The organism is Methanospirillum lacunae (assembly GCF_003173355.1).
GTDB lineage: Archaea > Halobacteriota > Methanomicrobia > Methanomicrobiales > Methanospirillaceae > Methanospirillum > Methanospirillum lacunae.
In genome coordinates this window covers 319,994-338,960 of record NZ_QGMY01000008.1, presented here as the reverse complement: position 1 = coordinate 338,960, position 18,967 = coordinate 319,994, and the positions used below count along the sequence as shown (strand labels likewise).

21 protein-coding genes are annotated in these 18,967 nt (G+C 44.0%); 12 read left to right on the top strand and 9 right to left on the bottom strand.

Annotated features, from left to right (window positions below; translation table 11 throughout):
- Positions 1–2: 2 nt before the first annotated feature.
- Positions 3–1,229, top strand: a complete 1,227-nt coding sequence (locus tag DK846_RS11700) for a hypothetical protein (protein ID WP_146201211.1) — start codon at positions 3–5, stop codon at positions 1,227–1,229.
- 167 nt (positions 1,230–1,396) lie between these two features.
- On the opposite strand, the gene DK846_RS11695 is transcribed toward DK846_RS11700, so the two are convergent.
- The 3 genes from DK846_RS11695 to tuf form a co-directional block, all read right to left on the bottom strand.
- Positions 1,397–2,989, bottom strand: a complete 1,593-nt coding sequence (locus tag DK846_RS11695; RefSeq protein WP_109969136.1) for a flippase activity-associated protein Agl23 — start codon at positions 2,987–2,989, stop codon at positions 1,397–1,399.
- A gap of 376 nt (positions 2,990–3,365) precedes the next feature.
- Entirely contained in the window at positions 3,366–3,674 is a 309-nt protein-coding gene (gene rpsJ / locus DK846_RS11690; RefSeq protein WP_109969135.1) for a 30S ribosomal protein S10, read from the bottom strand.
- A gap of 26 nt (positions 3,675–3,700) precedes the next feature.
- The gene (gene tuf, locus DK846_RS11685; RefSeq protein WP_109969134.1) at positions 3,701–4,978 is read right to left on the bottom strand and encodes a translation elongation factor EF-1 subunit alpha; all 1,278 of its coding nucleotides are present in this window, start codon (positions 4,976–4,978) and stop codon (positions 3,701–3,703) included.
- A 197-nt stretch (positions 4,979–5,175) separates the two neighbouring features.
- Between tuf and DK846_RS11680 the strand changes: the two genes are divergently transcribed.
- Entirely contained in the window at positions 5,176–5,481 is a 306-nt protein-coding gene (locus DK846_RS11680) for a hypothetical protein (protein ID WP_109969133.1), read from the top strand.
- 1 nt (position 5,482) lies between these two features.
- Here DK846_RS11680 and cobS read toward each other — a convergent pair whose 3' ends face one another.
- Positions 5,483–6,244: an adenosylcobinamide-GDP ribazoletransferase gene (gene cobS / locus DK846_RS11675; protein ID WP_109969132.1), complete on the bottom strand. Its 762-nt coding sequence runs from the start codon at positions 6,242–6,244 to the stop codon at positions 5,483–5,485.
- 114 nt (positions 6,245–6,358) lie between these two features.
- Here cobS and cobT point away from each other — a divergent pair, with 114 nt between their 5' ends.
- From cobT to DK846_RS11630, 9 genes are all read left to right on the top strand, one after another.
- Positions 6,359–7,384, top strand: a complete 1,026-nt coding sequence (gene cobT, locus DK846_RS11670) for a nicotinate mononucleotide-dependent phosphoribosyltransferase CobT (protein ID WP_109969131.1) — start codon at positions 6,359–6,361, stop codon at positions 7,382–7,384.
- A gap of 23 nt (positions 7,385–7,407) precedes the next feature.
- The gene (locus tag DK846_RS11665; RefSeq protein ID WP_109969130.1) at positions 7,408–7,962 is read left to right on the top strand and encodes a GMP synthase subunit A; all 555 of its coding nucleotides are present in this window, start codon (positions 7,408–7,410) and stop codon (positions 7,960–7,962) included.
- Positions 7,959–8,513: a YkgJ family cysteine cluster protein gene (locus DK846_RS11660; protein ID WP_245926537.1), complete on the top strand. Its 555-nt coding sequence runs from the start codon at positions 7,959–7,961 to the stop codon at positions 8,511–8,513. The genes DK846_RS11665 and DK846_RS11660 overlap by 4 nt, the downstream gene beginning before the upstream one ends.
- Positions 8,506–9,711 carry a TraB/GumN family protein gene (locus DK846_RS11655; protein ID WP_109969128.1) on the top strand — a complete coding sequence of 402 codons (1,206 nt, stop codon included), beginning with the start codon at positions 8,506–8,508 and terminating at the stop codon, positions 9,709–9,711. The genes DK846_RS11660 and DK846_RS11655 overlap by 8 nt, the downstream gene beginning before the upstream one ends.
- Positions 9,712–9,888: 177 nt before the next feature.
- Complete coding sequence (locus DK846_RS11650) at positions 9,889–10,479, top strand: GNAT family N-acetyltransferase (protein ID WP_245926536.1); 591 nt, start codon at positions 9,889–9,891, stop codon at positions 10,477–10,479.
- Positions 10,476–11,156, top strand: coding sequence for a diphthine--ammonia ligase (locus tag DK846_RS11645; protein ID WP_109969127.1), 681 nt, complete (start codon positions 10,476–10,478; stop codon positions 11,154–11,156). The genes DK846_RS11650 and DK846_RS11645 overlap by 4 nt, the downstream gene beginning before the upstream one ends.
- On the top strand, positions 11,153–11,728 hold the full coding sequence (locus DK846_RS11640) for a type 1 glutamine amidotransferase (RefSeq protein WP_109969126.1): 576 nt from the start codon (positions 11,153–11,155) through the stop codon (positions 11,726–11,728). The genes DK846_RS11645 and DK846_RS11640 overlap by 4 nt, the downstream gene beginning before the upstream one ends.
- A 102-nt stretch (positions 11,729–11,830) precedes the next feature.
- Positions 11,831–12,283, top strand: coding sequence for a metal-dependent transcriptional regulator (locus DK846_RS11635; RefSeq protein ID WP_109969125.1), 453 nt, complete (start codon positions 11,831–11,833; stop codon positions 12,281–12,283).
- Positions 12,284–12,713: 430 nt separating this feature from the next.
- Positions 12,714–12,896: a hypothetical protein gene (locus DK846_RS11630; RefSeq protein WP_109969124.1), complete on the top strand. Its 183-nt coding sequence runs from the start codon at positions 12,714–12,716 to the stop codon at positions 12,894–12,896.
- A 442-nt stretch (positions 12,897–13,338) separates the two neighbouring features.
- On the opposite strand, the gene DK846_RS11625 is transcribed toward DK846_RS11630, so the two are convergent.
- The 4 genes from DK846_RS11625 to DK846_RS11610 all read right to left on the bottom strand — a co-directional run bounded on the left by DK846_RS11625 (position 13,339) and on the right by DK846_RS11610 (position 17,190).
- Positions 13,339–14,745 (bottom strand): ABC transporter substrate-binding protein, encoded by a 1,407-nt coding sequence (locus tag DK846_RS11625; RefSeq protein ID WP_109969123.1) that lies wholly within the window; start codon positions 14,743–14,745, stop codon positions 13,339–13,341.
- A 4-nt stretch (positions 14,746–14,749) separates the two neighbouring features.
- Positions 14,750–15,310: a manganese efflux pump MntP gene (locus DK846_RS11620; protein ID WP_109969122.1), complete on the bottom strand. Its 561-nt coding sequence runs from the start codon at positions 15,308–15,310 to the stop codon at positions 14,750–14,752.
- A 4-nt stretch (positions 15,311–15,314) separates the two neighbouring features.
- On the bottom strand, positions 15,315–15,917 hold the full coding sequence (locus DK846_RS11615; RefSeq protein ID WP_109969121.1) for a tetratricopeptide repeat protein: 603 nt from the start codon (positions 15,915–15,917) through the stop codon (positions 15,315–15,317).
- 76 nt (positions 15,918–15,993) lie between these two features.
- On the bottom strand, positions 15,994–17,190 hold the full coding sequence (locus DK846_RS11610; protein ID WP_109969120.1) for an aminotransferase-like domain-containing protein: 1,197 nt from the start codon (positions 17,188–17,190) through the stop codon (positions 15,994–15,996).
- Positions 17,191–17,333: 143 nt separating this feature from the next.
- Between DK846_RS11610 and DK846_RS11605 the strand changes: the two genes are divergently transcribed.
- Positions 17,334–18,092 carry a S8 family serine peptidase gene (locus DK846_RS11605; protein ID WP_109969119.1) on the top strand — a complete coding sequence of 253 codons (759 nt, stop codon included), beginning with the start codon at positions 17,334–17,336 and terminating at the stop codon, positions 18,090–18,092.
- 38 nt (positions 18,093–18,130) lie between these two features.
- On the opposite strand, the gene DK846_RS11600 is transcribed toward DK846_RS11605, so the two are convergent.
- A complete protein-coding gene (locus DK846_RS11600) occupies positions 18,131–18,916 on the bottom strand; it encodes a carbon-nitrogen hydrolase family protein (RefSeq protein ID WP_109969118.1) in 786 nt (261 codons plus the stop codon).
- Positions 18,917–18,967: the final 51 nt, after the last annotated feature.

The window sequence follows — 18,967 nt, the reverse complement described above, 5'->3', positions numbered from 1 at the left end:
GCATGAAGACTGGAACACTCATTATCTCACTGCTGGTCCTGTTTGGACTTGCAATCTCCCCGGTTCTGGCAGGGGTTGATGTCGGGTATGTCAACGTTAAACCTGCTGGAGACCTCGAATCTGGAAAGACAAATGTCACTGCTGATTTTCAAATCGATTTCGTTTCAACTGCAGGTGAAACTTTTCCCAGTGATGAAAATATCCTCCTCTCCACCCAACTTGATAACCCAATCTGGAACTATGTTATCGTACTTGATGGTGTAGAGAACCCCCGACCTGCATCCAGCAAAAGCCAGTTAAGCCTCACAGGATGGGAACTATCCTATAAAGACAAGGAAGAACAGGTTAAGGTTTCACTGAAAGGAAATGCCCCTAAAGTCAATTCTTCCAAGCAAATTGAGTTAGTGAGTATAAGTACCACAGGTGCAAATAACAAGGTTAAAGAACAAGTAAAAAACGTTTCTGCATTTGTTACAAATCCAAATGAACTAACTGGAGACATTAGTTCAGTAAAAACAAAAGTCAAGACATTGCAGACAGATATCGCGAAATATAAAGCCGACGGTATTGACACTTCAAAAGCTGATCAAAAAGTCAAAGATGCAAATGCTGCACTTGATACAGCAGCAAAGGAGACTTTTGCCAATGCAAAAATATACATGGAGAATGCTGGTACCTATGTTCAGGATGGATACACCTATCTGGATATGGGTATTGCCCAGAAAACGATTGCAGATGCAAAAGAAGCAATAGATCGTACTGATGAGTGGATCACGTACTTCAAGACAGATAAGAAGATGGGAACAGATCCACGTATGTCGCCAATCATCACCAAACGTGAATTTGCGGCCGAGTATGCAACTAATGCTCAGGAACTCTTTGATCAGGGTAAGTATGCTGATGCAAAGCAGAAAGCAGAGGATGCATTTACCAAAGCCAAAGAAGTGTTTAATGATACCCAAAATCTCAATAATGATCTAAACCAGACACCGGTGAGCTCAGGGCCTGACATAGGTGCTACAGTATCATCCATTCTCCCCAAGGTTATTATCGTTGTAGTCATTATCGCAATCATTGCCGGTGCTGTCCTGTTCATAAAAAGGCGTGGTGGTGGAGGCGGCGGTAAAGGTAAAGGTGGAAGTGGAAAAGGTGGAGGAGGATCCTTTGGATGGAAAAAACGCTCATCTACGAAAACTAAGAAATCTCATCAGTATGATGAGCTCTTTTAATTTTTGCTGAAAAATCTATTAACAATCCTTTTTTATTCGGATAAACCTAGGCTACGTGGATATCATTACCATTAGATTATGATCCTTTCCTGGGTCATTTAGAACATCTAATTCAGTATTAAGGTTGTACCATTTATATAGAGAACATAAGAAAAAGGAACAGATAGTTATTGAGCAATACCCAGATTCGGTTTTTCTTTTACAAAGACATCAAGATTGATGCTTCCCATCTTCCCATCTCTAAAAAGATAGTATTCAGGGATCCGATCCTTGTTATCAAACCAGGAGAACCAGTAACTGAGTTTATACTGCCTTTTCTCATAACCCGGGAGAGTAGGATAACTTTCAGTGTCGTGAGTGATTACAAGATCTGGATGCTTTGATTCAAAGACAGAGGGATCTACTTTCTGTCCATAGAATGAAATTTTGTCCCATTTATCCCCGCGGTAATACCAGGGTAGAGGCCAGTAATTATCGGTAGCGATAACTACAGAATTTGAATCATCGATAAGTTTCATGACCTCTCGTATATCCTCACTATTTTGTACCTGTACAATCGGTTCGTTAATGTCAGTTGGTGTGTAACAAACATGAACCATCATCACAAACAGGAAGATACAGGCAATAGTAACTGCGATGAACTTAACCCGGGATCGGATATCATAGGATGCAAGCAGGATAATCGGAAAGAGTTGGTGTATAATAAGCCAGGGAACTTTCTCACCTACATACGCGTAAAAAATCATAGACAGAACAGTCCAATATAAGGCAAAAAGGAAAATAAACCGGGAACGATCTCCAATGCCCACATAAGGTTTAAATAAGCCACTTTTCTTCTGCAGGTATGTCAGATAAGAGGCAATTCCGGTTTTTATTTCTGAAAACCCTCTCTCGCGGATACCGTACTGCCAGACTGCAACGCCGGCAAGAAGAGCAATTGGAACCTCGTATAAACCCAGAATAAGAAGATACCAATATGGACCTCCGCAAAGACGGCATTGACCATTGATTCCCATCCAGTGTTCAATTGCCTTGAAAGGAGCCTGAATAAACATTTCTGGATGAATAAAAAAAGTAGTATAACAAGTCGCACCGATTGCGACCATGATCAAAAGGCTTGAAATGAGATCGCGTCTCCATGTGCATGGCAGGGCAATTCGCCCATTACAGAGCATGAACATGAAAAATAAACCAAATATCAGAAGTGTAAAGGGCATATCCTCTTTTAAACAGAGACCACATGCAGCACATATTGCTGCACCGACTGCATGTTGCCATCGCCCTTTGTCAAAGTACATGAGGAGAAAAACAAGCAAGGCCACTGTAAAGAAGAGTTGAAAAATGTCATGCCTAAGGAAACGGGAAAAGTAGACCATACACGGAGATATTGCAAAGAATAATGCTCCGACCAGGGCATGGTTGCGTTTTATCCATCCTTCCCGATATAAAATCCAGAAAAATGGAATGATCGCTGCTCCAAAAAGCCCGGGAAGAAATCTGACAATAATATCGGAATCCTTGAAAAGCAGAAATGCTGCTCCAGTAATATAGTAGAGAAGCGGACCATGATACATCGGGTCATACAAATAGGTACCCTTGGTAATCAGATCATAGGTAAACCAGGCGTGGATCGCTTCATCATGATGAAGAAGTTTGATTTCAGGTAATATAATCCGGACGAGGAGTCCCACAAGGAATATGAGAATAAATATCCTAGTCGGAGAGAGAGAAAGACGATCTTTCAGACTGCATGTGCACATGTATATCTGATCATTCTAGACTTAAATAAAAAAAGTCATCTCATGAATTTTCAGGGTTGAAACCAATAAGGAGAAGAAATAGGCTTTTTTTTATAAGACCCACCGGAATAAACGTTATTTCAATCCATCGCGCATGAAAAGAAAGTGTAATTATTCGATATTTCTGTTTTTTTGACCTTGGAGAAATTCGTTTCATATGATTTCTTACTGGATAACTGGGTCTAATCCAGATATTCTAAATTATCATAGAAGCCGATTATTAACGTTAGATTAAACTAAACATACCTAAAAAAGAAGAAACATGATCCGCCTTTGCGGAGGTGCGGTTATAGATATTGGAAATTACGTGCATTAGCACGTTATGTACCAAGAAGTTTCAGCTCTCGAGAACAATCTCGATACCGATATCTTTTGGCACCTGGGTGCGCATCAGCTGTCGCAGAGCACGCTCATCTGCATCGATATCAATGAGGCGCTTGTGTACACGCATCTGCCAGCGGTCCCAAGTTGCGGTACCTTCGCCATCCGGGCTCTTCCGGATTGGAACAACGAGTTTTCTGGTAGGGAGCGGAATTGGTCCTGCGAGGTTTACGCCTGTGCGTTCTGCGATCTCACGAATCTTGTCGCATACCTCTTCGACTTTCTGATAATCTGTTCCGGTGAGCCGGATACGGGCTTTCTGCATGATAAAACACACCCAAAAAATTAGGGTTAGCGGAATTGTTTCTTGACTACTTCAATACACATTCCGGCTGCAATGGTCTGACCCATATCACGTATGGCAAAGCGACCGAGCTGGGGGAATTCTTTTGCGCTTTCTACGCAGAAGGGTTTGGTTGGTTTGCACTTGATAACTGCTGCATCTCCTGCCTTCAGGAAGGTCGGATTCTCCTCAGAGGTCTGACCAGTCCGTGGGTCGAGCTTTTTGACGAGCTCAATGAAGGTGCATGCTACCTGTGCAGTGTGGCAGTGGAACACCGGAGTATATCCTGCGGTGATTGCACTTGGGTGCTGAAGAACCACAATCTGTGCAGAGAATTCTTCTGCAACTGCTGGTGGAACATCAGCGGCACCACATACATCACCACGGCGGACATCGTCCTTACCGATACCACGAACGTTGAACCCAATGTTGTCACCGGGCAGTGCCTGTGGCTGCTCTTCATGGTGCATCTCAATAGACTTACATTCCCCACCCTTGTTGGCTGGCATGAAAACAACGTTCATACCCTTCTTAAGGATACCTGTTTCAACACGGCCGACAGGGACAGTTCCGATACCGGAGATTGAGTATGCATCCTGAATTGGAATACGAAGTGGCTTGTCGGTTGGTTTCTCTGGAACTTCAAGTTCATCAAGGAGTGCAAAGAGTGTCTTCCCCTTGTACCAGGGCATCTTGTCGCTGATCTTGGTGATGTTGTCACCCTCGAATGCGCTGATTGGGATGAACTTTACAGCATCAGGGTTGGTTCCGACCATCTTAAGGAGGTTACCAACATCAGTCTTAACCTGGTTGAACCGTGCCTCATCGTAGTTGGATGCATCCATCTTGTTGATACCAATGATGAGCTGCTTGATACCAAGGGTCTTTGCAAGGAATACGTGCTCCTTGGTCTGTTCCATTACACCATCAGGTGCTGCAACGATGATGATTGCTGCATCAGCCTGTGATGCACCGGTGATCATGTTCTTGACGAAATCACGGTGTCCGGGACAATCCACGACAGTAAAGTAGTACTTATCAGTGTCGAACCTCTTGTGAGCAATATCGATGGTGATACCACGCTCACGCTCTTCCTTGAGGTTGTCCATAACCCATGCAAATGCAAAGGAACCCTTACCCTTTGATTCTGCTTCTTTCTTGTACTGCTCAATAATATGTGCAGGAACTGCTCCTGCTTCATACATAAGACGTCCGACGGTAGTAGATTTGCCGTGGTCAATGTGGCCGATGACCGCGAGGTTAATGTGTGGCTTCTCAGCTGCCATAGTATAGTATCCTCCAATACCTCCGCAAATATCAGATCTGCCTAACACAGTCCATTTATGCGAGTATTACATATTTGATAGAAGTTCTTTTTAATAGTTTTCATACTCGCCCATTCCTTTTCTCGGACACCAATTATGATTTAGAGCCCGATGAACGAACTGATATATACTGATCCTGAAAATAGATATCCAATATCATGAAATCTCTCCCAATACTCCGAGAATTATCCAGCGATAAAGTTCAGGTTGAATGCGCTTCAGGAACACTCGCAGTGCATACAAGATGCGGACTGTGTATCCATTGCAAAGGGGTAAAAGTAGGAGCGCGGATAATGCCCTCTCCATATGACATAATTGCAGGTCAGATCCGAACGGGTGTGATGCCACCCGAAGCGTTGATGGAAGCAGCGATGCAATTCAACACCCTTGTCAGAGATGGAACTGAAATCGCTTGTGACGATGATGCAAATGCAGGATACACCCCTCGTTTCAGATCCAAATAGGTCAAAATAAGAATCCAAGGACTGATGGTGCGGGCACTACAGCAGAACATGCAAAAATCACCAGAACACCTGCACGCGTTATCTCTCCAGCCGCACCAGTAACATCTCCATTGACTCCGCCAAAAATCCGGTTTGCAAGGATAATAAGTGCAGCCGGGATTGCCACCATCACCGTAAATGCAAGACCTATGGATATGATTGAAACGGGGAGGAGCAAAAGCGGGAGAAGAAGAAAGGTTGAGAGTATGGCAAACCAAGGAGAAGTATACTTGTGAAGCATTGCATGAAGTCCATCATGAAACGGTCTGCCAAAAATTGTCATAACAGCCATACCAAACTTTCCTCCAACCTCAGCTAGAAGAATTGCAATATATGCCTGATGGATAGATGCAAGGGATCCCCAGGAGAGCAGGGTGACCATTAGCCCAAGGGCTATTCCTCCGGTACCTATCGTCCGATCAGTGAGTGCCCGTATCCTGATCTCGCGGCTGCCATGAGCCATAAGACCGTCGCCAAAATCAAGAAGTCCATCCAGATGGTTGCAGCCAGTGATTAAGAGTAGAACAGCTAATCCGACACCTGCTGAAACAAGAGGAGGAGCGGATAAGATGAAGAGAACTGCACCTGCAATCCCACCAGTTACATACCCGGCAAGCGGGTAGATCCAGACATTCCGGGAAAATGATTCAAAAGGAGCCATTTTTCCAAGAGGGAGAACAGTAGTAAACTGAAGCAGGGCGATAAAAGGATGCAGGAGATTCATAAACTTGTGTACCTATCATTCCTGACAGGAATAGAAGTACTGTTTGTATCTGGTTTATCATGACAGGTCCTTGATGCAGGCAGATTCATGAATCAATGATACCAACCCGTGAGCATGACACTTCTCTCCAGATCACATAACCACATCCCAAAATCACCCCTTTTTTGTGGTGTTCTTGCAAATACTCTCTTATCAACTGTACCGGGCCTTTCAGGTGCCGGTCCAGACCCACAGGGATCCCTCATGGTCCCAAATCTGGATGCAGAACTGATCATACAGGGAAAGATAACGAGCTGTAATATAACCCCCAACACGGGAACTGGATGCCCAACCCCTGCTTCCATAACCAGATCAATGGCAGAACTCGCTGGGTTTCCAGTCCTATTCATAAATGCTGGCCTTATGCACAGGCCTACTGTTCCCTGCCTTGACTTCTATTCACAACCAGGACAGGATCCCAGAGTCACAGCCGCAGTTCCAGATGCAAAGCGACTATATACACAGGGTCAATGGGCTGGATCACTTCTCTCAAAAACCTGTGATACATTAGTGATAGGAGAATGTGTCCCGGGAGGAACCACAACAGCGCTCTGTGTACTTCGTGCAGGGGGGTATCAGGCCCATGTCAGCAGTGCTGCAGTAAAGAGCCCTAAGAAACTCAAAGAAGAGATCGTCGCAACAGTTCTAGGAAGAATTGAAACATCTGGGGAAAAAAGTCCTCTTCAACTAATCACAGAAGCAGGTGATCCGATGATGGCAGTTGTTACTGGTATAGCCAGTACATATTCAGGTAAACTCTATCTTGCAGGGGGAACACAAATGCTTGCAGTGGCTTCAATTATAAAAGAACTGGGAATATCTGTTCCAGATGTGGTTACGACAATCTATGTACAAGATGATAAAGATGCAAATTGCATAGAGATTGCTGCACAAATCGGGGCACCACTCACTATAGTAAACCCTGATTTCGGATCTATTGGTCATTCAGGTCTTGTCCGATATTGTATTGGAGAAGTAAAAGAAGGGATGGGAGCAGGAGGAGCGATCTTTCTTGCCCATCTTTTGGGCTACCAGCTTCCAGAGATCAAAGAGGCTATCCTTAAGTTTGTCACAACATACTGCCCCTCAAAACCTTTGTAGTCAGCACGCCAAAATATGAGGAGATGCTCCCCATCGCTGTGGTCAATAATTATGGTCAATTTAACCATCTTATCTCAAGGGCCCTTCGAGATCTTGATATTGAATCAGTCTTGATTCCAAATACCACCCCTCCAGAGGAGATCTCATCAAGATTTCGTGGACTAATACTTGGTGGAGGGCCCGAGATCAGTCGTGCAGGTAGGTCTGCTGAATATCTAGACCTGCAAATACCGGTGCTTGGAATATGTCTCGGGCTTCATATCATCGCTACAAAATTTGGAGGAGAAGTGAAACCCGGACGCATGGGAGGGTATGGTGCAGTCACACTTTCAGTAATTGATCAGGATCAGATCCTTCAAGGCTATCCTGAATCTATGCAGGTATGGGCATCCCATGCTGATGAGGTAGTCAAAGCACCGCCCGGATTTATCAGACTTGCAACGTCTGATATCTGCGGAAATGAGGCACTGAGACATCAGGATCTTCCCATTTTTGGTGTCCAGTGGCATCCAGAGGTAAGTCATACATTTGAAGGTTACCGAATTTTTGAGAATTTTGAAAAAATTTGCCAGGGTTGAACAGAATTTCTGACCAGAACATATCCATAGAGATCAGAAAAACCCCTTTCACCTGTATGAGGTGCGGTGCATGTTGCAGGGAAATTGAACCGGGATCTAACCTTGTCCTGGTAAGTCCGGCAGAAGTCAGGGTGATTATGGCTGCCACATCACTCACCTTTGATGAGATTGCTGAACCCTATCCGGATTTTATTCACGAAGGGAAGCGTAGATATACCCTTGGATGGGCGATCCGAAGGGATGGCAACAGATGCAAATTTCTTGGAGAACATGGTTGTTTAATTTACCAATCCCGCCCCTGGATATGCCGGACTTATCCATTTATGATAGATAATGAAAATCTGATGGTATCTCCCTGTAGTGGAATCGGGACTGGTACAGATGTAATGGATCCTGAGATAGTGAACAGATTCGTACAAGATTTAATAGACCGGCAACAAGCAGAGAAAGCCGAAGAAGAGCATATTGCGGAAGTTTTAACCCGAGAGCAGATCCCGGCCGGAAAACTGGTGGTCATCGACGGTGAAGGTATGAGGATTATGAATGGGTGAGATCAGGATTATTGGGACAGCACATGTCTCGCAGAAGAGTGTCGACGAAGTAGTCGAAGCAATCGGGGAGTGGAACCCGGACGTAGTTGCTATTGAACTGGATCAGGGCAGATACAACGGCCTGAAACAACAACAACAGAACCCAGATATCGAAGAGATTCTACAGGCAAAAAACTTTAATCAACTCCTTATTCAATGGGTTCTGGCATACATCCAGCGAAAAATTGGAATGGATGTGGGTGTTGAGCCCGGCGCTGAGATGAAAGCGGCCATCAAAGAGACAGAAGAAAAGGGAATTGAACTTGCCCTGATTGATCGGGATATCAGGGTGACCCTTCACCGGTTCTGGGCTTCCATGTCAATCCTGGAAAAACTGAAGATGTTTTATGCCCTTGCAGGGTCGCTTGTGGTGGCTGACGATGCAAGTGACATGATAGACATAGAAGAACTTAAAAAAGAGGACTTTGTCACAGTAGCAATGGATGAATTCCACAAATTCTCTCCCAGGGGAGCATACGCTTTAATTTCAGAGCGTGATGCGTACATGTCTTATCATCTGATCAGACTTGGACAAACTCATGAACGGGTTCTTGCTGTTGTAGGTGCTGGTCACAGAAAAGGCATTGAAGGATTTCTTAAAGAACCAAACTCTCTTCCACCAATGGCTAATTTGGTAGAGACTATAAAAACACGGCCATGGGGGAAGATATTTGCAACTGCTGTTATGATCGTCTTCGCCCTGATCATCCTGGCCATTGTTTTCTCAGGAGTCGGGACTGATGTGCTCATTCTTGCACTTATGTACTGGGTTGTCATTCATGGAATCCCCACAATGGCATGCACTCTTCTCGCAGGTGGGCATCCCCTCTCAGCTATAACCGGATTTCTCGTCTCACCAATTTCTGCACTACATCCACTTATCGCAGCAGGATGGTTCTCAGCAATTGTTGAAGCAAAAATCAGAAAACCACGACCATCAGATGTGAAGAAGATCTTCTCAGCCGAGTCATTTGCGGAGATGCGAAAGATTCCACTCTTTAAGGTGGTGCTTGTCGCAGCACTTGCAAATGTCGGGAGCAGTATCGGTACATTTGCATACTTTATTTTCATCTTCCCGATCCTTGGGATTGATCCAGGCGTCCTTCTATCGACCGGTTTTGAAAATATGACTCATGCAATCACAAATCTGTTCGCATGATACCAAAATAGAAAAGGGTAAAGATGTCTTAATGCCCTTTTCATCTCAATTTATTATAAAACCGGGTTGATCTCATTTTTTTTGTATAGGCACCTCATATTCTGAATTGGGAAAACCTGTAATCTGGAGAAATAATTAGGTATTTCAGACGTTTCATTTCAATATCCAGAAATCAAGATGATAGATAACTATCCAATCCTAAAGACCACCAGGCTTGTACTAAGGAAATTTCTTTATGAAGAGGCATGTATCGTAAAGGAACTTGCCGGGTCAGAAGAGGTTGCCCACGGCTGTATTAATATTCCTCACCCTTATATGCCCGGTTTGGCAGAGATCTGGATAGCCTCCCATGAGATATGGTACTCTGAGGGATCACAGGTGGTTTTTGCAGTAACACGGAAAGAAGATGGATGGATAATCGGTGCGGTTGGACTCACGCTTGAGCCCGAACATGCCCGTGCCGAGCTTGGATACTGGATAGGATTCCCATTCTGGAACCATGGATATGCAACCGAAGCAGCAGAAGCGGTCATTACATACGCATTTGATGAGTTACTTCTGCACCGGATAACCGCATCACATTTTGTACGAAACCTGGCATCTGGCAGAGTACTGGAGAAACTCGGAATGAAAAAAGAAGGGCTACTCAGAGAGCATCTTCTGAAAGATGGAATCAGAGAGGATGTGATTATCAGAGGTATACTCAGAAGTGATGGGAGATCCTTTTCTGAAGAGATAAGAGCCAACTATTCAGGAGAAAGGACATGAGACTGGCAGTTCTTCTTTCAGGAGGGAAGGATTCATTATACTCATGCTGGAAAGCAATGCAAACTGATGAAGTAGTCTGTCTTGTTACGATTCTATCAAAGAACACTGACAGTTACATGTTTCATACCCCAAACATCGAACTGACTCGTCTCCAGGCAGAAGCAGCAGAAATTCCATTGATCGAATATCAGACAGATGGTCAGGAAGAAGTCGAACTTGATGATCTCAAGGCTTCACTTCAGGAGGCTGTAAACCGATTTGATATTAATGGAATTGTTTCGGGTGCTATTCAATCGGTGTACCAGGCTGCACGTGTTCAGCGTATTTGTCTCGATTTGGGACTCTGGTCATTCAATCCACTCTGGCTCTGCAATCAGGAAGAATACCTGCAGGAATTGATAGATAACCAATTTGAGATATATATTGCAGGAGTTTTCTCAGCACCATTTGATGAAACCTGGCTAGGTAGAAGGATGGACCCAAGATTTGTAACCCGGCTGATGTCAATCAGGGATAGATATGGTATCTCACTCACAGGTGAAGGGGGAGAATACGAAAGCTTTGTCTGTGATGCCCCCTTCTTCAAACGGCGTATCGTTATAACAGGATCAGAGATTATTTATAAAAACCATAACGGAAGATTCCTGATTACTGGAGCTGAGTTAGAGGTTAAATGATCGCGATCCTTGACTGTACTAGGCAGGATCTTTCCCTGCTTAAGCGTGAATTTGTAAGCCCGATTATAATCATAACACAGATCGCCGGATTTAGAACTATTGTTCTCCCGCTAGCTACACTCAAGAGACCTAGTAACCTAAAGGGGATTATCCTAACAGGTACTTCACTGATGGATGACCATTACCTCACCATAGGACTCCCTGAATGGGTATTGGAATGGGCCGGCCCTGTACTCGGAATTTGTGCAGGGATGCAATTGATTACAATAGCCAGTGGGGGAAGGCTCATCCCGTCAGAGGCGATAGGAATGACAGAGATAAGATGTGTAAACGGAGATCAGCTCCTTGATGGAAAAGAACAGTTCACCGGGTGGGAACTACACCGCTCAGGTGTTGAAATATCAGGGAATGTAACTGTCCTCGCCAGGTCTGAAGCAGGGATACAGATGATACGAACCAACGACCGTCCTTGGTACGGTGTTCTATTCCATCCAGAAGTCAGGAATGAATGGATTATCACAAACTTTCTGAACATTTGCAGCAAACAAGAACAATATCTAGATCCTGTTTAAATGTCTAATTATCAATTCAAACAGCCAGAGTATATCATCAATAAGATCCAGATATTACACAGTTCTTAATAAACATGTCACAAGAGACACAGAGGAGATCAATTGGCAGAAGATAAAATATCACAACGAAAAGAGGATCTTCTCGAGGTAATTTTTGAAATAGTACAGGAGAAGGGGTATGCAAAATCACGTGACATCGCAGCAGCCCTTCAGATAACTCCAGCGACGGTAACCGATGGTTTTAAACGTCTTTCTGATGCAGGTCTGGTAAATTACGAGCCATATGGGGGTGTTACGCTTACCGATGCAGGATCCCGTATTGCCAGAAGGACCAAAGATTCGCATCTCATCATCAGAAGACTACTCGAACTTGCAGGAGTGGAAGCTCAGACAGCAGACCGTGAAGCCTGCATCATGGAACACGGACTCTCCCCAGATTCTTGCGATAAACTTACCCGCGTTGTGACTTTCATAGAAGAATGCCTATCTGATAGCAAAATGAATCATCGATTCAGGGAGATCATGAAGGATCCTAAAGATACGATGAATCATTAATAAAAGCCGCTCATAAATCGCCAAAAGAGTGATATCGAACCCTTTTTTTTCATATACACGTCGTTTTGCAGAGTTGTGAACAGGGATCAGATCTTGATTAAAAAAGATCAGAGTGGAAACAATTTTGAAACACTTCCTGAACCGCTTGATGATACGCACTAAAGGTATACCGAAAACAGAAAACCCAGAATTAAATCCGGTACAGAAATCAGGCGAACACTTCCTGAGAACAATCCGGGTTACTATCGGGTGTGGAAACTGGACATATCAGTAAAGAGAAAGGTTGTAAACAGGAATCCCTGACGGGATGCAATCAGGGGGGATGGGAATGATGTAATCCATCTCCACGGTCATATGGAACGCCGGGGGGTCATCCGGATCTGACACGTGCTGTCTGGTGGGGTTGATGTGTCTGGTAGGTGATCCATGAATGCAGAACGGGGGCCCGTGGGTCGAACCACCCGATGCAACAGTTGTTATGGAGACCGGTTTTGCCGGCCGGATCGTATATCCGGAAACCGACGTCACGTATACCACTCAGGAGATGAATCTTATGCGGATATTCCTGTTTACAGACCTTCGAGGCAACACTCCTGATATCCGGGGGTATTGACCTCTGAATCAATGGTCAGTAGATGGGGGGTTAAAGTTTGCCCTATTCGGGTTAATTATTGAAACACAGTGATATTTTAGCGACGATTCGCTATGAGAAAAAAAGAAACACACAATTCAGGTTCAGAAAAAACATCCAATGTCCAGAGAGTTCAAGGAAAATATGTTATAATGCCTACATTTTAAGAAATAAGATATTAAATTGGATTTAAGTTAAAAATACTGATATAATATCAGTATTGCGAGAAAGCCACTGCCATTCGGCTTCACTCCTTACCGGGTGGTTTTACGTAGACACACATGGGATGCGTGGAAAATACGCATGATTTTTGTCTAGCGGTATTTAAAAATCAAAGATTTTTATCTCGACCACCGATTCAGATAGGGGTTGAAGTTCGCACTACATACCCATGCCCATCATTATTAAAACGGATAAAAAAGTTTCAGGGTTTGGATACTCCGTCTTGTCTGATTGAATCGATCAAAGCTGCAGATGTATTCAGAATTTTTAATATTTCGTCTTGAGATACGTCTCCTTCGGGTGAAATAATAGCCTTTACAGCATTTTCAGTCACATTTCGGACCTCATTAGCATACTGACCCTTTTCAGCACTCACTCCGATCCGCATGCTTTCAGGTAATGCACGGTTGAATGGATTCATATTGAGATATGGATACGAGTCAAGCACAGTAAGGAGGGCAGGCTGATGACCAGACTTTGCCATAGAAAATTGCACTACTGGAGAGTAGAGCCAGGTCAGAAATTCTTTTGCACGGTCTTGCGATCCACCTTTGAGAAGTCCAATCCCGTCAATCCGTACCGTTATTGCTCTAAAGGATCCATCTGCAGTGATCTCACCAGGAAGGGGGATGTACCCAAATGAGAGATTTTGCTTTTCAGCAGCTGTCTGAATATCAGGGAACTGTGAAAACCATGTGATACCCACAGCAATGGTTCCTGAATTCAGAGCATTTGCAACATCTTTGTCCCCCCATTTCTCTGCCCCAACAGGTTCATACCTGGAAAGATTACGCATAGCAGTCATAGCCATCACAGTCTTGCTGCTATTCCATGTTCCTGCAGCCTTGCCAGAAGAAGCCCCGAATATATCAGATCCATATGAGGTGACAATACTAAGCCAAGGAGAAGAAATGGGATCAGATCCACCAAGACCTGCAAATCCTATTCCAGACAGATTTGTAGAATTACGGGAGAAAAATTCTGCGATGTCTCTCAGTTCACTATAGCGTCCCGGTACTCCGAGAGGGTATCCATAGGTTGTACAAAAAGATTCAGACTCATTTGGATCATCCAGTAGATCAGACCTGTACACAATACCTAGCGCATCCTGGCTGAATGGAAGGGCATAAATTGTGCCTGAATGCTCAGGATATTCACCTACCATATTGAGAGACGGCCTTTCCATTACACTCCAATTGACTGTGGAGTTGGTGCTTAAAAAGGTATTAAGTGAGTCCAATCGGTCTTCTGAGGCATAAAAAGGAATGCGACTTATGCCAGCAATAAGGAGGTCACCTTTTTGATAAGATGCTCCATCATCGCCAGTACTTTGGACCTGTTTTATTGAAACTGAAACACCAGTCTTGTTCTCATACTCACGACCAAGATTCTGTACCATACCCAAAGCATGAGGGTCATCAACAAGAATTGTGAGACCAGTATTATTAGGATTATTAGATAATATTGGAGATGTGGTACATCCGCACATAAGCAGGAAAAAAACAAGGATAACAAAAGGTGAGAGAATTAAAAATGGTCTGCATTTCAAGATACGTTTCCATATTGAAGAGCATATAAATATTGCAGAGTCTGTTTTTGATTGATTCATAGTTTTAACCTCCAATAATATGTTCAGCAAGGATCTTCAGACCTATAAAGATCAGAACAATCCCACCAATTATCTCGGCTTTTGAGCCAATATGATCGCCAAAACGCTCACCGATTAAAAACCCGGCCCCAGACATTACAACAGCGCAAACCCCAATTATAAGAGCAGGGATCAGAATCTGAACCTTCAATACTGCCAAGGAGAGTCCTACAGCGAGTGCGTCAATGCTTGTGGCAACAGCTAGGAGAAGTAGAACTGATACTGAGTAAAAATCGATTCCTTTCTCATCAGAATCGGATAAACCTTCCTGAATCATTTTTCCCCCGATGATTCCCAGAAGAATTGCAGCGATCCAATGGTCAAAAGGTTCAATCCATGCGATGATGAATGAACCTCCTGCCCATCCCAGCAGTGTCATACCTGTCTGAAACAGGCCAAATAAAATTGCAATTCTGGATATGACCGATAATCGACTCTCACGAACTGCTATTCCGGCAGCTATTGAGACCGCGAAACAGTCCATCCCGAGGCCGACAGCTATTGCGAGTAGACTGATAAAATCCACACTGTCACTCCAGAATCATACGGGATGCATTGGTGAGCCGACTATCTATTTTGGAAGCTGTAACAAATGCAAGATCAGCACGGTCATTAAGGTTCATAGCCGCAAGGATTACTCCTGCATTGAACCATATCTTGGGCATGGTTGGGAATTTAGTCAGAGCTTTTTCGATGGCACCAAGTGCTGCCTCATAATCACCAAGTTTATAAAAGAGTACAGCCAGGTAATGCCATCTGATAGAACAATCATCGAAATCCTCAGGGACCAGAGCCAGATCACGAATCGCTTCTGTACTCATTCCTAGTTTATAGTGAACAAAACCTCGTCGAAAGAGGTATTCTGGATTTTCTGGCTGTTGCCTGACCAGTACTTCAAAATCGATTAAAGCTAACTGATAATCTCCTGCTTCAAGATGACACATCCCTCTATAGTAAAGAATGTCAAAATCATCAATACCCCCATCAATAGCCTGAGAAAAATATGGGCAGGCCGCTTTCAGATCTCCATCGCGGTACTTTTTTAGGCCCATAATATAGGCCTGCTTTGCCGGACTAGATCCTTCAGAGTTCATTCCTGACTGCATGCACTTGGGGGTACTGTACGGCTGCATCCTATTTGGTTATGGTCCTGATGAGACAACAACCATAACAGGCCCCATCATATCTCGAGATATATAAAATTACAAATCATAGCAGGGTTCTAAGAACCTGTGATAACCTCTCCATTCCTTCAGAGATCTGTTCTAAACCTACTGCCGAGAAATTCAACCTGATGGTATCACTCCCACCTCCATCAATGTAAAAAGGAAACCCGGGCATTACTGCAACTCCATTACTGACCCCCTTCCTAAAGAGTTCCATTGAATCAATACCAGAGGGAAGGGTAACCATCATGAACATACCACCCTCAGGACTGGTATGATGAGTGCCGGGCGGAAACTGATCATCAATGATCTCTTGCATGAGATAACAACGTTCCCCATAAATTTTGGCTGTCTCCCTGATGCGCTCATCTACATTATTATTCTCCAGATATCTTGTCAGTATCATCTGCGAAAGCAGGTTGGAATGCAAATCTGAAGCCTGTTTAGCCCGGTTAAATTCTTCAATTACAGGATGAGGAGCCCATATCCATCCACACCGAAGCCCTGGAGATATTGTTTTTGAGAATGAACCGGTCATGACAGTCTGGTGAGAGAGCCATTTTTTGACCGGGCTCCTGGGTCGTCCATTAAAGAAGAGTTCACCAAAGGCATCATCTTCATATAAGAGAGTGTCTGAACCATCCAAAATATCAGCGACATCCCTGCGAACACCAGATGACCAGGTTATTCCTGACGGGTTTTGAGAGTTCGGAATTCCGTACCAGAGTACTGGATTATCAGTTACTATCTGTTTCTGCAAAACATCAAGGTCAGGACCTGCAGATTCATCAAGAGTCTGAACTGAATCAATTACTGGTTCATAATAAGAAAAGGCCTCAATCGCCCCTAAATATCCGGGTCGTTCCATGAGAACATGATCACCAGGATTAATGAGAATTTTTGCGAGAAGGTCGAGACATTGTTGTGAACCGTTTACGATCTGAATATCATTGGGATCTGCATTCAGGCCAAGACGTGAGCGATACCTTTGTGCAATATAGGTCCGTAGTGGAAGATATCCGTCTGTTGTTGTATACTGAAGAGCAGTCTTTCCTTCCTGCGCGAATATTTCCACTGCTGCGTTTTTAATGCCTTCAACATCAAATCGTTCTGCATCAGGCAGGCCGCCGGCAAGAGAGATCACACCAGGCTGGGATGAAACCCGAAACAGTTCACCAAGAAAAGAGGCCGGTACATGGGAGAGACGCTTGGAGAAGCGATATGATCCAGAGTCGCCCATAAAAAATACTATTGGTTCGGAAAAAATGAATCTCTTGTGATGAAACTCAGATAATAGATTGTTAATAAACCCCGTTTGAATTACATTGATCAATTGGTTGAGCAAAAGCCTGAATAATAGTTCAGACAATACCATCATACGATATGAGACAAAAAGCCCTCGTGCTAACCTTGATCGCAGGTCTCTTTCTTGCGGTGATCGTCCTGGCCCAAACTGCACCATCTGAAGCAGTCAATAACACCACTGCAATACCTGGAGATAATAAAACCACACCCCCACCGCAACCAAATGTTACTACGGCTTCGTATGTACAGGGCGAACTACTGGTTCAGTTCAACCCTTCAGCATTTCCAAACAACCAGTCTATGCAGGCATACTCAATGCAGGCAAATGCAGCGATTGGTGCGACTGTGAAGACTGATTATTCTCAACAGGGCATACCCGGTCTTGAACTAGTCATTCTACCACCAGGAATGACAATCGAACAGGGAATCTCATATTACCAGAGTCTCCCAACTGTAAAATATGCTGAGAAGAATGCTATCTATTCGATTGCAAGTGCATCGGGCCAGAACAGCACCACCACCTCACCGCCACCAGCAGGCAATACTTCAACATCCGGGGGTCTGTTTGTCAAATATAACCAGACAGCTTTCCACACAACACAGGATATGCTTGTGTATGCAAATACCACAAATGCTGCGATTCATGCTTCAGTCATGACAGATTACACAGCATATGGTATGCCTGGCCTTCAACTTGTTTCACTTCAGCCAAATATGACTACAGAACAGGGACTTACATACTACAGGAACATCACCAATGTCCTTTATTCTGAACCAAATGTTCAGTATACAACACAGAATACAAGCCAGGCTCAAAACATCACAAAAAAGGCATAATTTTTTTTGGGGAATCTTACATCTTTTTCCAGACAGTATCAGGAAAGATTCTGATAGACTTCACTCCTCCGGTCACTATGAACAGGAAAACTTTCACGAATACCAGCAACGAGATCAGGACAAATATCAGAGAAGAGAAGTTCTTCAACTTCCGATCCTCTGCAGATCACAGCCCCATCTGGACCAGCAATAAGTGAGCCGCCAGAATAGAGATCTACTGGAGTCCTTCCTACTGTGTTAATCCCAGCCACATACATTTGAAATTCTGCTGCCCTGGCTGTGGCAAAAAGTTCAAAATATCGCATACGGGAAGCCGGCCATGCACTTGGTACCATTACCAGATCTACATCGGCATCACGGTAAAGTCTGAAGAGATCAGCAAACCTGAGGTCATAGCAGATTGCTATTCCGCACCTACAGCCATCATAAGAGAACAGCGCAATCTCTTCTCCAGGACAATATGCCTGATCCTCATGACCAGGTGAAAAGAGATGCATTTTTGAATAACGGCCAAGAATACGGCCATCCGGAGCAATCGCGATAGCTGTGTTACGTGGGTGGGGTTGATACTTTTCACGGTATGAACCAAGAATTCCGATACTAAAATCACAGGCATATTCACATAAGACAGATACAATTTCATCACTTTCAGTCTGGACAAAATTCTTTCCATCCAATGGATCCCAACCCGTTATTACCTGCTCAGGAAATGAAATAAAAGACGCATCATATTCTACTGCTTCAGCAATTCTGGTTTTTATTGAGGTCAGGGTGCATTCAGGATTCTGCCAGCAGGGTGATATCTGGGCGGTACAGAGTATCATATCGAATAGTGATCATCTCTTTCTATTTAAGAAAACGGCAGGAATGTTCAA

Coding starts and splice junctions, on each gene's coding strand:
- DK846_RS11645 (WP_109969127.1), top strand. CDS start 10,476: ATGAGACTGGCAGTTCTTCTTTCAGGAGGGAAGGATTCATTATACTCA.
- rpsJ (WP_109969135.1), bottom strand. CDS start 3,674: ATGCAGAAAGCCCGTATCCGGCTCACCGGAACAGATTATCAGAAAGTC.
- DK846_RS11680 (WP_109969133.1), top strand. CDS start 5,176: ATGAAATCTCTCCCAATACTCCGAGAATTATCCAGCGATAAAGTTCAG.
- cobT (WP_109969131.1), top strand. CDS start 6,359: ATGACACTTCTCTCCAGATCACATAACCACATCCCAAAATCACCCCTT.
- tuf (WP_109969134.1), bottom strand. CDS start 4,978: ATGGCAGCTGAGAAGCCACACATTAACCTCGCGGTCATCGGCCACATT.
- DK846_RS11700 (WP_146201211.1), top strand. CDS start 3: ATGAAGACTGGAACACTCATTATCTCACTGCTGGTCCTGTTTGGACTT.
- cobS (WP_109969132.1), bottom strand. CDS start 6,244: ATGAATCTCCTGCATCCTTTTATCGCCCTGCTTCAGTTTACTACTGTT.
- DK846_RS11615 (WP_109969121.1), bottom strand. CDS start 15,917: ATGCAGCCGTACAGTACCCCCAAGTGCATGCAGTCAGGAATGAACTCT.
- DK846_RS11640 (WP_109969126.1), top strand. CDS start 11,153: ATGATCGCGATCCTTGACTGTACTAGGCAGGATCTTTCCCTGCTTAAG.
- DK846_RS11655 (WP_109969128.1), top strand. CDS start 8,506: ATGGGTGAGATCAGGATTATTGGGACAGCACATGTCTCGCAGAAGAGT.
- DK846_RS11600 (WP_109969118.1), bottom strand. CDS start 18,916: ATGATACTCTGTACCGCCCAGATATCACCCTGCTGGCAGAATCCTGAA.
- DK846_RS11630 (WP_109969124.1), top strand. CDS start 12,714: ATGCAGAACGGGGGCCCGTGGGTCGAACCACCCGATGCAACAGTTGTT.
- DK846_RS11695 (WP_109969136.1), bottom strand. CDS start 2,989: ATGTGCACATGCAGTCTGAAAGATCGTCTTTCTCTCTCTCCGACTAGG.
- DK846_RS11665 (WP_109969130.1), top strand. CDS start 7,408: ATGCTCCCCATCGCTGTGGTCAATAATTATGGTCAATTTAACCATCTT.
- DK846_RS11605 (WP_109969119.1), top strand. CDS start 17,334: ATGAGACAAAAAGCCCTCGTGCTAACCTTGATCGCAGGTCTCTTTCTT.
- DK846_RS11650 (WP_245926536.1), top strand. CDS start 9,889: ATGATAGATAACTATCCAATCCTAAAGACCACCAGGCTTGTACTAAGG.
- DK846_RS11610 (WP_109969120.1), bottom strand. CDS start 17,190: ATGGGCGACTCTGGATCATATCGCTTCTCCAAGCGTCTCTCCCATGTA.
- DK846_RS11625 (WP_109969123.1), bottom strand. CDS start 14,745: ATGAATCAATCAAAAACAGACTCTGCAATATTTATATGCTCTTCAATA.